The organism is Gordonia otitidis, from assembly GCF_020735545.1.
Taxonomy (GTDB): Bacteria; Actinomycetota; Actinomycetes; order Mycobacteriales; family Mycobacteriaceae; genus Gordonia; species Gordonia otitidis.
The window spans coordinates 2,793,342-2,806,903 of the sequence record NZ_CP085974.1 but is presented as its reverse complement, the minus strand read 5'-3'; the positions used below and the strand labels follow the sequence as shown (position 1 = coordinate 2,806,903).

The following is a 13,562-nucleotide window of genomic DNA, read 5'->3' as shown; positions in this document are numbered from 1 at the left end:
GACTTGTCCACAGCTTATCCGACGACCGAATAGCCTTGAGGAGTGCGCACCGCAGATCAGTTCCGAAGCACATGGCACGCCGTCCGCACGTCGCGGTTCGCACCCGCACTGGTGATCGTGGCCATCCTCGGCATCGCCGCGGCTCTTTTCGTCGGCTCGTATACGTATTCGACGGCCAACCCGAAACCCGAACGCGTACCGATCGCCGTCGTCGGCACACTCCCGGGGTCGCAGTCGGCGGAGGTCGAGCTGAAGCTGGCACACGAACTCGGTAGCTCACTCGACGTCCGTCACGTGGCCACCGATGCCGAAGCGTTCGACCAACTGCAGAACCAGCAGGTCTTCGCCGTCGTCGACATCGACGTCGACACGCGGACTGTCGATGTCGCCGTCTCGAGTGCATCCGGTGCCACCGTGGCGCAATTGTTGGAGCAGGCGACGCCCCAGGCGACCGCGGGACTGGGCTACACGGTCAACGTCCGAGACGCCAACCCACTACAACCGCGAGATCCGCACGGACTCACCATCTTCTACATGATGCTCGCCGCAGTGATCATCGGGTTCGTCGGCGCCATCCAACTCGGCGTGCACGCCAACAAGCTGCGCCCGTGGGAGAGAATCGGCTTCACAGCCCTCTACTCGCTGTTGGGCGGTTTCACCATCTGCGCCATGATCGACTGGATCATCGGGGCACTCACCCTGCCGGTACTCGAGGTGTGGCTCATCCTGGCGTTGACCATGTTCACCTGCGGCATGATCTTCACGATGTTCAGCTCCATGTTCGGCAGGTGGGCGATCCTACCGACCTGGGCAGTCATGGTGCTACTTGGAAATCCGTCGTCGGGCGGCTCGGTGGCGTGGCCGCTACTGCCGCGGGTCATCGCGACCATCGGCGGCTGGCTGCCGCCGGGGGCGTCGGTCAACGCACTGCACACCGCGGTGTATTTCCGCGGACACCAACATCTCTGGCCATTCCTCGTGCTCGTCCTGTGGTCCGTGGTGAGCATTGCGGTCTATTTGTTCGAGCGGCGCGTACGCGGCCACGCCACCTCTCGCACGGCGGCCACAGCCGACATCGGCGCAGCCTGACACCTCACCGGCCCGAGGACGGCACGTCAGAACCCCACGGCGCGTATCTGTCCCGGTGACCACAGTCCGTTGTGGACGTCGGTCGTCACCGTGAGTTGCGCCGGTTTCTGCGGCACGAGCGGCGTGAGTCGCTGGAGCATGCCCCAGTCCTTCGCCCAGTCGTTGCGCAGGTATGAGGGCAACACAGTTGGGCGCAACTGGTTCTCGACGATGCCGAGTGGTCCGCCGGCTGTTCCGGCCATCCAGCGTTGCGAGTTGACGCGCTCCCCCTCGCGGTCCGGGGAGATGCGCCACTCGGGCGTCTCCAGCACACCGTTGTGTACCTGTGCAGGACGCTGGCACGGGAACGCGAGCGCCGCCTCCCAGTCGATCATCACGGGAGCCTCGCTGCCAACGAGATCGTCGAGCGTCACCATTTTCGACACACGCGGCGGTGTGACGGCCAACCACTGGTCGGAGTTCGTCGACGTGTCCTGGGCGAGAACCCGGACCACTGTCGCGCCCTGCGGCGCACCGTCGAGCGGAAAACGCAGGTTGCGCCAAGCCGGGGCACCGCCGATGTCCATCGGGGTCATGATCCCCGCGGGGGTCACGGTTCCGTCCGGACCGACGCGACCGAACTGCAGTCGAACCTGCTGACCCGATCGGGTGACCGCGAGGTCGTCGATGTACTCGATCTGTCCGGCGACCGACATCGTGATGAGTGGCGCGTCGGCGCTCCGCTCGGGCAGTTGGTACCAGTCCGATGTCAGATTGCCTGTGCCCGAAGCAGACCCGTAGGTTCCCAGCACTGGGGTGCGCTGCGGCGAGAGCCCGAAGGGCAGCTTCACGCTGGAGCCGTTGACACCTGTCGTCGACGTCGTGCCGCCCGCGGTGTCACTCGACGGACTCGACGTGTCCGAACCTGTCTGATCCGTTGCATCCGACTGCGTCCGGTCGATCTCGGCCGACGACGTCCCGGTCGAGGAATCCTCGGACTCGGTTCCGTCGTCGGAGAGGTCCGACCCCACTCCGTTCGGATCGAAGCCAGTCATGTCGGCTCCGGCAAGCGCCGCGCCCGGTGACGGATTGTCCTGCCCTGCAACGCGGGCCGGCGCAAGCAGACCTGAGTTCACATCCTTCTCGACGAGCACCGAATCGGCGAGCGCACACGGCTGACCGCGCACTGCCGCCACATTGGAACTCAGCCACGACCACGAATGACGCTGGGTCCAGTCCGCCTTCGCGAAGGAGACCAGCGTGAACAGCAGCATGATGACCGATACGACGATGATCGACGGCGAGCGCAGCCACGATGTCCACCGGTTCTTCGAGACACGCTCCTCCCCGCGCCTGACGTCGTCGGACACGTAGTCGTCACGGAAGTGTTGCCACAGACCGAGAAGGGTCAGCAGCACTGCCACCGTGAGGATGACGGCCCAGACGGGGATGCCCTTGACATCGGGAACGGCGTCCCGCCAAGGGATCCCGTAACTGCCGACGTACCACCACTGGTTCCGCCCGGAGAATGCGAGTGCGAGAACGTAGGCGCATGCCGCCGCGAACAGCGTGCGGTTGCGTCGTCGGCGCATCACCGTACGGTCGACGCACACGGTCGCGACCGCGGCCAACGCTCCTGCGATACAGGCGTACACCCCCATCTGGTGAGTCCACTTGGTAGGCAGGAAGGCCATCATCACAGCGGTACCGGCGACGGTCGCGACCAGTCGCCACGTCGGCGCCGACGCGATTCCGGCCAGCCTGCGACGATTGAGGAGCATGACCACAACGACGATCAGACACACGAAGGTGATGAGGACACCGAATCGGCGCGCGATACCACCGTCGGCGGTGGGGTTCATGAGCATGTAATAGCGCATGCCCTCTTCCCACCATTTGTTGGTGGGGCCGACAGCTGAGTTGACCCTGATGGCCTCGCGGATCGAGGCGAGCGTCTGGTCGGCGAAGATCTCGTAGAGCACGACGAGGCCGGACGCGAGTATGGGTACCAGGATGGGCCACAATCCATCGCGGCGTCGTCGGATCATCAGTCGCTTCAGCAGGGGCCGGATACCGGCGATGAGCGGAATCGCCGCGATCACGCCGGTCGGGTGGATCGTCAGCGTGAATGCCGCGACCACGATCGCCAGCGTCAGCGGGAAGAAGCGGCCGCTCGCGATGGCCCGTTCCACGAGCACCCACGCCAGCAGCGTGCCGACGGCGATGATCGGTTCGACGCGCAGGCCGTTGTTGAACGGCATCCAGACCGCGAGGAACACCAGCGCTGCGGCCCAGATGGCCGACTGCGACGTACGGACAGCGTGGCCGAGCCGCGGGATGGCACACCGACTTATCAGCCACCAGCCGACGACGGCGTAGAGGAACGGAAGCAGACGCAGCCACGGTGTCGCGGTGCTCACCTGCATCCAGAGCGAGAGGTACTGATAGTGCCAGCCGAACGGGTCCTGGGGCACACCGAAGTAGCGGTAGTAGTTGTCCAGATAGCCGGCGTTACGTGCGACGCGAGCCACCGTCACCTGATAGCCGTCGTCCGCGGTGTTGCCACCGACGAACAACCAGATCAGCAGGACGAGTGTCACGAAGGCGTCGACCCAACGCGGTCGCCACCATCGTTTCGCGAAGCGCCCGCGCACTCCGCGTCCATCCCGTGCGTCGAGTACGGCGAGTGCCAGCATCGAGGCGATCGTCATGACGACGCCGATCACCATCAGCCAGAACTTCAGCGTCGTCGGCGTGGACACGAACCGCGTGTCGAGCGTCGCGCGGAACGAGAGACCGTCGGTCGGTGCATTGGCAGGCAACTGCGAATAGACGCCGATGATCTGCGGACGCGCTGTGGCGTCGCGGAGATCGAAGGAGCCGAGTCCGGTGTCGGTGTTCGCGAGGTTCTCGAATCTGCCCGCAGCGCCGTCGGTGTCGGCGTGAAAGACCACCCTGCAGTCCGGCGAGTTCTCCGCAGCGGAACGTGGCGCGCTGAGCAGCACGATGTTTCGCTGCGTCAACTGCAAGGAGTCACGGGTGGCGCGGACGAAGAATCCCACCTTGTTGGCATCGGCCCCGTTCCACGGAACCGTCGACACGATGACGCCGCCCGACGCGGGCAGGCTCTTGCCGAGCGCGCAGGGAACGGTGACGTCCATCGACACCGGCGAGAAGGACACGCTGGGGGCCGCCACACTGCCGACCGAGTTCTGTTGCGGCCAGGCGAGTTCGGTCTTGGTGTAGTTGACCGGCAGGAACGGGGTCAGCAGCGCGATGACGATGCCGACGACACCGGCGACCACCGCGACGATCTTAGAGATCCTGATGCGCTGCGCCGACTTCGACGACGGGTCGGAGTCCACTGATCCGCCTGCCCCCGTTGTGTCTTTGCCGTGTGCGTTCACCGACGTCTCACTCATCATCTTGCGGCACCACCTGCATCGCTCCGGGGCGATCCCAGCCCCACCTGGTCGACGTTCCGGTACGCACCGCTGCGGGTACCGCGTCGGGCACCAGTGGCGACAGCTGCTGCAGGCTGCCCCAGTCGCGGTACCAGTCGTTCTTGAGATAAGTCGACATCGTCGACGGCGTGGTCAGTGCTTCCGCGGTGGTGAGCAGACCGCCGTTGACCGTGGCCATCCACGTCTTCGACTGCGAGTTCGCCACAGACAGCTCCGGCAGGATGCGCCACTTCGGGGTCTGATTGATGCCGTTGCTCGCATCCATCGGATGCTGACACGGGAACGCCGCACCGACCGCGAAATCGACCAGTGTGGGGTCCGACGATCCGACGACCTCCTGCAACGTCTTCAGCTCCGGAGCCCGCGGCGGCGTCACCGCGAGCCACTGGTCGGGATCGAGGTTGTTGTCGGTGGCCACGATCCGCATCGCCGTCGCCTGTGCGGGCACCGACGACATCGGGATGCGCAGGTTGCGCCACGGCCGGTTCGCCTTACGGTCGGCGTCGATGGGCTGCACCGACGCACCGACCTGCTCGAACTGTCCGCCACGGTCGACGCCGAACTCCACCTGCAACGACTGCCCGTAGGTCGTGACCCCGTCGGGGTCTGTCGACGCGAGTGCACCTGCAGCGGTGATGACGATCAGCGGTGCCGAATCGCGCGCAGGCAATCGATACCAGTCGGTCGTCAGCGACGCCTGCCCGTCGGCGGTTCCGTAGCTGCCCATCACCGGCGTCGTCGCGGGATCGAGCCCGAACGGCAGCGCCGCGGTGCTGCCGTTGACGCCCTCGGGTCCCCGACCACCGGTCGTGCCGGGCGCGCCTCCGGCGATCACGAAGGTCTTCGACAGATCAGCCGACGTGTTCTGCGTACCGGGCTTGATCGAATCGGCTTCCGGCGTGAGGTCGTCGGCGACGCCCTGGGGCGAGAATCCCCGCGCGGTACCCTCCAAAGCCTTCGACGCCGAGACCCCGTCGACCGGCGACAGGCTCCCCTTGTTCGAATCCGGTTCCACCAGAACGTAATCGGCCATGCCGCAACCCCCGGTCACCGCATGGACGTTGCCCTTCAACACCGAGTACGTATCGGCTCTGGCGACGGCGGCCTTGGCGAAGACTGCGAGTTCGGCCAGCAGGATGATCACCGCGATCACGGCGATCGGCGACGACGCGACACCGATGCGCCACCGCTTGGGTGGCTTGCCCGCGTCGTGGTGCAGCCCGGTGTCGGCGACATAGTCGAGGCGCAGATGCTGCCAGATCGCGATGACGAGCGCGACAACGGCCAGCCCCAACAGAAGCGACGAGACCTGCAGGCCGGCTACCACCGGCGCCTTGTCGAACCACGAGATACCGAAATCGTATGCCCACGGCCACGCGTTGTAACCGGCTGCGGCCGCGGCACAGGCGACGAGTAGGCCTGCGATCAGGATCGACAGGTTGCGTGTATTGCGTTGCGCCACCTGTCCGATCGCGACGCAGGCCACCGCCGCCAGCGCCGCGGCGAGGCCCGCGAAAACTCCGAACTGGATGGTCCACTTGGTGGGGGTCAGCGAGAGCAGACCGATGGTGATGAGCACCGCGCCGGTGATCCGCCACACCGGCCCGCCGTCGACTCCGCGTATCTGCTTGCGTCGCAGCATGATCACGAGCACCACGAACAACGACACCAGCAGCAACAGCACCGGGACACGACGCACGAGCGAACCGTCGCGGGTGTTGACGGCGAGGAAGTAGTAGCGCAGCAGCTCCTGATACCACTCGAGCGTCGGGCCGACCGTGTATCGCACACGGATGGCCTCGAACACCGACGCCAGCGTCTGGTCGCGGAACACGATGATGAGCACGATCGCCGGAGCGGCGAGCAGCGGCAGCAGTAGCGAGGCCAGTCCGGATTCCCGGCGTCGTCGAACCAGGATCTTGAGCATCGGCCGCGCGCCGGTGATCAGCAGCGCGATCGCGATGACACCGGTGGGTGCGGTGGCCAGGGTCAGCGCGGCCGCGAACGCCGCTCCGGCAGCGGGCAGCATGCGCCGGGTGGCGATCGCCTGCTCGACACCCCACCAGGTCAGCAGGCTGCCGAGCACCACGACGCCCTCACTGCGCAGGCCCGAGCACATGGGCAGCCAGAACGCGAGGAACACCGCCGCCGCGGTCACCATCGCCCACTGCGACGTGCGGACCGCCCGTCCCAGCCGCGGCAGCAGCACGCGGCTCAGGATGAACCAACTCACCAGCCCGATGACCAACGACGGGATCCGCATCCAGACGCCGGTGGCCGACACCGACGACCAGTGGGCGAGGAAGTCGTAGTACCAGTCGAACGGCGCCTCGGGGATGCCGTAATAGCGGTAGTAGTTGGCCAGGTAGCCGGCGTGCTCGGCGTTTCGGCCCATGTTCAGGATGTATCCGTCGTCGGACGAGCCCGCGCCGAGGAAGTGCCAGATGACGAGGATCGCTGTGACGGCGATGTCGGTGACGCGGGGCCGCAGCAGTGCAAGCCAGCGCACCCGGCCGATTCGTCGGTGATATCCGTGGATGCGGTCGAGCAGCGCGAGCGCGGCGAGCGCGACGATCGCGGCCAGCACACCGATGATCATCACGAGCCACTTGATGACCGACGGACTCGAATCGAACCGGTCGTCGACCACGATGCGCACCGACAGGCCCGGCGTCGACGTGATCGTCGACGCCGCGACGTCGGTGAACACACCGGCGACCTGTGGCCGATCAGCCTCCGGAGCCATCTGCACCGGCCCGAGTCCGACGAAGCGCGCACCGGAACCCGCGGCCGAGGAGAAGATGTGTAGTTCAGTGCACCGAGCGGACGCGACATCTGCGCGCGGGGCGGACGCTACCGTGTCGCCGCGCATCGTCACAGTCACCGTGTTGGCGTCGGCTGTCACGTTCAGCGCGGACGCCCGCTGGTTCTTCGCGGCAGGCGGCATCGTGGTCAGGACGGTCGACGACGCGTCGGTCGGCGCAGCACGCAGCAATGTGCACGGGATGGTGATGTCGAGGTCCTGCGCCATCTGGGCGACGAGCGGCGAGGTGATGTCGGCGTTGTCCGCGCCGAGTGTCTGTCCCTGCGGCCAGGTGACGGTTGCCGTTGTCGTCGTGACGGGCAGAAACGGGGTCAGTACGGCTGCGACGATGGCGATCACCCCGGCGACGACGGCGGCAATCGCTGTCGTGCGAGGTGAGAGCATTTGTGCGCGGCTCGACGGGTCGTCGGATCGACGGGTGGGCAGCTGTGCTGTCGTCTTCTCCGGCGATTCGGTCACACGCGAATGCTAGTCAGGTTGTCTGTGACAAAACCAAGTCGGTCCCGTTTCGGCCGGTACGTGTCTCCCGCCACAGTCGCATGCGCATTCGACGATGCGTCGGCACGCTGGATGCAGTGAGGTGCCCGCGGCACCGGCAGATCGTCGCGCTTCCCGCGGACGCCGGAGAGGGACCACCATGACGACGACCGTCAACGCGTTCTGGGCAACAGCGCCAGACGAGCCGCTGTCGAAGACGACCATCGAACGCAGAGAACTCGGCCCCAGGGACGTCCTGATCGACATCGCGTTCGCCGGGATCTGCCATTCCGACATCCACACCGCCCGCAACGAGTGGGGCGGCACGACCTACCCCGTCGTCCCGGGGCACGAGATCGCCGGGACGGTTGCCGCGGTCGGCGACGAGGTGACCAGGCACAAGGTCGGGGATCGCGTCGGCGTCGGATGCTTCGTCGACTCCTGCGGCGAATGCGAAGCCTGCAAGAACGGCGACGAGCAGTACTGCACCAAGGGCGTCGTACAGACCTACAACTCGACGACCTACGAGGGCGAGTTCACCCACGGTGGCTACTCGCAGCAGGTCGTGGTCACTGAGGACTTCGTGCTCGCGATCCCGGAGGGCATCGAACTCGACGTCGCGGCTCCGCTGCTCTGCGCCGGAATCACGCTCTATGCGCCGCTGAAACACTGGGGAGCCGGCCCGGGTAAGAAGGTCGCGATCATCGGCATGGGCGGTCTCGGACACATCGGGGTCAAGATCGCGCACGCTCTCGGCGCAGAGGTGACCGTCCTGAGTCAGACGTTGTCGAAGGAGTCCGACGGCAAGCGGTTCGGCGCCGATCACTACTACGCGACCAAGGACGCCGACACCTTCAGTGACCTGCGTGGCGAGTTCGACCTCATCATCAACACGGTGTCGGTGAATCTGAACCTCGACGACTACCTGGGTCTGCTGGCCATCGACGGCACCCTCGTCGAACTGGGTGTCCCCGAGCATCCGTTGGAGATCAAGGCGTTCTCGCTGTTGGCGAACCGCCGGTCGATCGCAGGCTCGATGGTCGGCGGCATCCCCGCCACCCAGGAGATGCTCGACTTCTGCGCAGAGCACGGCATCGGAGCCGAGATCGAGAAGATCGGCGCCGACGAGATCAACGCGGCCTACGACCGGGTCGTCGACAGTGACGTGCGGTATCGATTCGTCATCGACACCGCCACCCTCGCCGACTGACCGCGGGGACGTACACAACCCGGACGTCAGCGCGAGGCCATCACAATTATTTCGATGGCCTCGCGCTGACGTAGCAGTTGTGTACGTACATCGGGCAGCGTGGCCGGGGCTGTGGAACCGTTGACACATGAGCGACCCCGAGTTCGACGTCAACAAGCTCTTCCCGGGCAAGTTCTTCATCAGCACCACACTCGACGTGCTCGAGTCCAAGAAGAAGATGACCGGTCATCTCCGTCGACGGTTCATCCAGCGAGCCGCGATGGCCGGCATCATCATCGCGATCTTCTACGTCATCAACTACACGATCGTCGCGGCGTTCGACACGATGACGGAACCGCCCGGCCAACTCCACGCGGTCGGCAAACTCATCGGAGCACTCGCCTTCGGGTGGGCGTTGGTGTTCATCTACTACACCAAGTCCGAACTGCTCACCTCGAACATGATGATCGTCTCGGTCGGCGCCTACTACCGTCGCGTGACGCCCGTGCTGATCATGCGCATCCTGGTGTTCTGCTACCTCGGCAACATCCTCGGCGGTCTGTTGATCGCGGTGATGCTGCGCGGTACAACACTTCTCGACGGTCCCGTGCTCAACGCGATGGTCCACGCGGTCGACGTCAAGACCGGTTACCTCAGCGACGGGTTCAGCGGCTGGCTGGATCTGTTCATCCGCGCTGTGCTCTGCAACTTCATGATCAACCTGGCGATGCTGCTCGTCTACAACGGCTACCTCACCGAGGACATCGCCAAATGCATGGCGATGATCACCGCCGTCTTCGTGTTCGCCTTCCTCGACTTCGAGCATTCGGTGGCCAACACCGTGCTGTTCATGATCGTCGGATTCCAACACGACATGCCGATCGGTCTGGTGTTCGGCAACCTCGGGACGGTGCTGCTGGGGAACTTCGTCGGCGGTGGAATCCTCATCGGTTTCTACTACGCATGGGTCAACGACGAACGCGACACACATCTCGTGCATCTCAGGCGACACCGCCACTGAGTCGTCGCACGTCGGGAGCGTCTGCCCGCCCCTCGTCGACCACCTCGGGCATCGACACCGAAAAGTGACGCCCGAGATAGGTCGTTCGTCCGACATTGCGATTGGATCACGACGCGGCTTTCGCAGAACCGTATAACCGTTCCGCGGCCGTACGTTGACTCAGGGGCCTTTACGGAAACGTCGAGGAGTCGACACTCCGTCCATGAAGCAGTCGTGGATCGTCCAAGGGGAACAGGCCCCTCCAACGGAGGAGTTTCTTGTGATCGGAACAATCATCAGCGCCATCGTCGTCGGCCTGATCATCGGTGCGCTCGCTCGGCTGTTCATGCCGGGCAAGCAGGACATCGGCGTCGTCATGACCATCGTTCTCGGCGTGCTGGGATCGCTCATCGGTTCGTGGCTGACCTACCAGCTGGGCTACAGCAACTCGAACGGCGGCTGGGAGGTCATCCCGTTCATCGTCGGCGTCATCGTCGCGATCGTGCTCATCGCCGGATACCTCGCCATCCGAGGACGTGCTGTCCGCCAGTAGAGCTGACGTGATGTGTGGCCGGGAAGCGATCGAGCTTCCCGGCCACAGTCGTCTCACAAGCCATGTTGACGAGGCACATACAGAACAAGCCTGATCGCCGGTCTGGCGACGAGTGCACGCGTCGGGGCACAGTGGTGGGATGAGTTTCGACGTCACTCCGACCACCGACGCAGCTGTGGACTATGCCGGGCTCGACGCCTCCGCGCGCGCACTCCTCGATGGCGAATCCGACCGCGTGGCCAACGCGGCGAACCTATCGGCCCTCGTCTATCACGCCCTACCACAGGTCAATTGGGTCGGCTTCTACTTCTTCGACGGCGACGAGCTCGTGGTCGGCCCGTTCCAGGGGAAGCCCGCGTGCGTCCGCATCCCACTCGACCGTGGGGTCTGCGGTGCCGCGGCGAGAACGCGTACGACGCAACGCATCGCCGACGTCCACGCCGTGGCCGACCACATCGCATGCGACGCCGACAGCCGGTCGGAGATCGTCGTACCTCTGGTCCGCGACGGTGAGCTGCTCGGCGTCTTCGACCTCGACAGCCCCGTTCCGAACCGTTTCGGCGATGACGACCAGGCAGGGCTGGAGGCGATAGCCGCGACCTTCGTGGCCTCCCTGCGCTAGCGCCGGTGCGCTATACGGCCCGCGCGAGGCGGCCGAATCCGCTGCGGTGGAAGATCAACGGGCTGCCGACCTCGGGATGATCGGCCCGGGTTTCGGAATGATCGACCCCGGCCTCCGCATGATCGACAGCGTGCAGTTCGAGCAGCACGATGATGTGATCGCCTGCCTCGACCTCGCGGTAGATGGTGCAGTCGAAGTGCGCGAGCCCCTCGTCGAGCGTCACCGCTCCCTCGTCGGACGCCTTGACGGCGATACCGTCGAATCGGTGTTCCACAGCGCCTGCGAGCTGACGGCACGCCGCACCCTGGTGGTCGGCGAGGATTGTGACACCGAGATGTGCCGCACGTCGGAGATCGGGCCATGTCTTCGAACCGGCCGCAACCGACACCGACACCAGCGGCGGGTCGAGGCTCACACTGGTGAACGAGCTCGCCGCGAGTCCGGTCAGTCGGCCGTCGACTTCTGCGGCGACCGCGACGACTCCGGTCGGAAAGATGCCGAACGCCTTGCGTAGCCGCGCGGGGTCGAGATACTGGTTGGTGCGTAGTTCGCTCATGAGCCTGCCTTCAGCAATGTGGACACGAGTGGTTTTGTGGCGGTGAGCCATTCGGCGTACGCGACCGGGTCGTCGTAGGCGGCGTCGACGACGTAGAGGCCGCGTCCCGGTACCGTGCCGCCGATCTCGGTGAGTACGGGGCGCAGCGTGAGTTCCGGTGCGAGAGCATGCGCAGTGCTGCCACCGAGCATCAGCGGTATGGCGATTCCCGACAGTCCTGTGCCTCCTGCGAAGCGGTCGAGGAAGAGCTTCAACAGACCCGTGTACGCAGCTTTGTAGGTGGGACTGGCGAATACGACGAGATCAGCCGCGCCGATCTGTGTCACCAGGTCGTTGACCTGCTCGTCACCCCAGTCGAGGATCGCCGCACCGAGGGTCGCGAGATCGACCGTGAGGTCGGGTTCGCCGCCCACGAGTTCGGAAGCGAGATACGCTGCGGCGCGCAGGGTTCGACTGGCCGGCTTGGGATTCCCGACGACGACTGCCGTCGTCACGATGCCGACACCCGCTTGAGCGGAGTCGGCGCGCCGAAGGGTACGGACGCTGTAGTGGAAACCGGCGCAGGGTGTTCCCACAGTCCGCGGCGTGTCAGCTCGGGGAGCACACCTTCACCGAACCAGTAGGACTCCTCGAGGTGCGGGTAACCGGACAACACGAACTCGTCGATGCCACCCTCGTGATACCTCTCGATCAGGTCGGCGATCTCGGTGAACGAACCGACCATCGCGGTACCGGCACCACCGCGCACCAAGCCGACACCTGCCCACAGGTTGGGGTAGATCTCCAAGCCGTCCTTGGAGCCCTTGTTCAACTCCAGCATGCGTTGTTGGCCAACGGATGCCGAACGCTTCAGGCCAGTCTGGATACGCGCGATGTCGTCGTCGGAGATGTTGGCCAGCAGCCGATCCGCTTCGGCCCAGGCCGCCTCGGACGTATCGCGGGCGATGGTGTGCAAACGGATTCCGTACGTGAGTTCGCGGCCCTGTTCGGCAGCAGCCTTCCGTACCCGAGAGATCTTCTCCGCCACAGCCTCCGGTGGTTCACCCCAGGTGAGATAGACGTCGGCGTGCTTAGCCGAGACCGCGATCCCCTCGGGTGACGAGCCGCCGAAGTAGATCTGCGGCAACGGGTCCGGGATCTGGTGCAACACGGCGTTCTCGACCGAGAGGTACTCGCCGTCGAAGTTCACGACGTCGCCGGTCCAGAGTCGTCGCACGATCTCCAGGAACTCGTCGGCCCGCGCGTAACGCTGCTTCTTCTCGAGAAAGTCTCCGAACATCCGCTGCTCGGCGTCTTCCCCACCGGTCACGACGTTGAGCAGTAACCGTCCTCCGGAGAGGTTCTGGAAGGACCCGGCCATCTGGGCGGCAAGGAACGGGGCCGTCATGCCCGGACGGAACGCGACCAGGAACTTCAGCCGTTCCGAGAGACTGTTGATCATCGCCGTCGTGATCCAGGCGTCCTCACACCAGGCACCCGTCGGGGTCAGCGCCGCCTCGAACCCGAGTTGCTCCGCGCTTCGGGCGATCTGTCCCAGATAGTGCACCGATGCCGGGCGCCCCGCGGCTTCGGCGGCGACGCCGTGACCTCCGCCGACGACGTTGCGGCTGTCACCGCCGTTGGTGGGTAGGAACCAGTGGAACTTCAGGGAGCTCACGAAAAGCCTCTCTCCTCGACGTCGGGTGGCGCGGCGTACGCGCAACTACACCAGTTCAGTCGAGGTGACAGGTCATTTAAAGGGTTGTGGTCTCGGTGATTCCTACGTTGTGGTCGCTGGCGCGTGCTCTCGGGAACGGCACGTCGCCTGAG

The 13,562-nt window shown here is 65.3% G+C and carries 10 protein-coding genes; 5 read left to right on the top strand and 5 right to left on the bottom strand.

The features are described from left to right. The first annotated feature begins 42 nt into the window (after positions 1 to 42). Positions 43 to 1,089 carry an ABC-2 transporter permease gene (locus tag LK459_RS12860; protein WP_227918678.1) on the top strand — a complete coding sequence of 349 codons (1,047 nt, stop codon included), beginning with the start codon at positions 43 to 45 and terminating at the stop codon, positions 1,087 to 1,089. A gap of 26 nt (positions 1,090 to 1,115) precedes the next feature. On the opposite strand, the gene LK459_RS12855 is transcribed toward LK459_RS12860, so the two are convergent. Together LK459_RS12855 and LK459_RS12850 are read right to left on the bottom strand one after the other, a co-directional pair. Beyond that, positions 1,116 to 4,493: an arabinosyltransferase domain-containing protein gene (locus tag LK459_RS12855; RefSeq protein WP_227918677.1), complete on the bottom strand. Its 3,378-nt coding sequence runs from the start codon at positions 4,491 to 4,493 to the stop codon at positions 1,116 to 1,118. Beyond that, on the bottom strand, positions 4,483 to 7,815 hold the full coding sequence (locus LK459_RS12850) for an arabinosyltransferase domain-containing protein (protein ID WP_227918675.1): 3,333 nt from the start codon (positions 7,813 to 7,815) through the stop codon (positions 4,483 to 4,485). Before LK459_RS12850 ends, LK459_RS12855 begins: the two co-directional genes overlap by 11 nt. 178 nt (positions 7,816 to 7,993) lie before the next feature. Here LK459_RS12850 and LK459_RS12845 point away from each other — a divergent pair, with 178 nt between their 5' ends. The 4 genes from LK459_RS12845 to LK459_RS12830 all read left to right on the top strand — a co-directional run bounded on the left by LK459_RS12845 (position 7,994) and on the right by LK459_RS12830 (position 11,197). Then, entirely contained in the window at positions 7,994 to 9,043 is a 1,050-nt protein-coding gene (locus tag LK459_RS12845; RefSeq protein ID WP_007237504.1) for an NAD(P)-dependent alcohol dehydrogenase, read from the top strand. Between the two features lie 127 nt (positions 9,044 to 9,170). Continuing rightward, the gene (locus LK459_RS12840; protein ID WP_007237505.1) at positions 9,171 to 10,043 is read left to right on the top strand and encodes a formate/nitrite transporter family protein; all 873 of its coding nucleotides are present in this window, start codon (positions 9,171 to 9,173) and stop codon (positions 10,041 to 10,043) included. Positions 10,044 to 10,302: 259 nt separating this feature from the next. Then, a complete protein-coding gene (locus LK459_RS12835; RefSeq protein ID WP_007237506.1) occupies positions 10,303 to 10,575 on the top strand; it encodes a GlsB/YeaQ/YmgE family stress response membrane protein in 273 nt (90 codons plus the stop codon). Between the two features lie 139 nt (positions 10,576 to 10,714). Further along, positions 10,715 to 11,197: a GAF domain-containing protein gene (locus tag LK459_RS12830; protein WP_227918674.1), complete on the top strand. Its 483-nt coding sequence runs from the start codon at positions 10,715 to 10,717 to the stop codon at positions 11,195 to 11,197. Positions 11,198 to 11,207: 10 nt separating this feature from the next. On the opposite strand, the gene LK459_RS12825 is transcribed toward LK459_RS12830, so the two are convergent. Genes LK459_RS12825 through LK459_RS12815 form a run of 3 tightly spaced genes read right to left on the bottom strand, consistent with a single transcriptional unit; the run spans position 11,208 to position 13,410 of the window. Then, positions 11,208 to 11,753: a flavin reductase family protein gene (locus tag LK459_RS12825; protein ID WP_227918672.1), complete on the bottom strand. Its 546-nt coding sequence runs from the start codon at positions 11,751 to 11,753 to the stop codon at positions 11,208 to 11,210. Continuing rightward, on the bottom strand, positions 11,750 to 12,247 hold the full coding sequence (locus tag LK459_RS12820; RefSeq protein WP_227918671.1) for an NAD(P)H-dependent oxidoreductase: 498 nt from the start codon (positions 12,245 to 12,247) through the stop codon (positions 11,750 to 11,752). The genes LK459_RS12825 and LK459_RS12820 overlap by 4 nt, the downstream gene beginning before the upstream one ends. Then, positions 12,244 to 13,410 (bottom strand): LLM class flavin-dependent oxidoreductase, encoded by a 1,167-nt coding sequence (locus LK459_RS12815; RefSeq protein WP_227918670.1) that lies wholly within the window; start codon positions 13,408 to 13,410, stop codon positions 12,244 to 12,246. The genes LK459_RS12820 and LK459_RS12815 overlap by 4 nt, the downstream gene beginning before the upstream one ends. Between the last annotated feature and the right edge of the window lie 152 nt (positions 13,411 to 13,562).

Excerpts from the sequence above, each read along its gene's own strand:
- LK459_RS12855 (WP_227918677.1), bottom strand. The coding sequence starts at position 4,493 with ATGATGAGTGAGACGTCGGTGAACGCACACGGCAAAGACACAACGGGG.
- LK459_RS12845 (WP_007237504.1), top strand. The coding sequence starts at position 7,994 with ATGACGACGACCGTCAACGCGTTCTGGGCAACAGCGCCAGACGAGCCG.
- LK459_RS12840 (WP_007237505.1), top strand. The coding sequence starts at position 9,171 with ATGAGCGACCCCGAGTTCGACGTCAACAAGCTCTTCCCGGGCAAGTTC.
- LK459_RS12830 (WP_227918674.1), top strand. The coding sequence starts at position 10,715 with ATGAGTTTCGACGTCACTCCGACCACCGACGCAGCTGTGGACTATGCC.
- LK459_RS12825 (WP_227918672.1), bottom strand. The coding sequence starts at position 11,753 with ATGAGCGAACTACGCACCAACCAGTATCTCGACCCCGCGCGGCTACGC.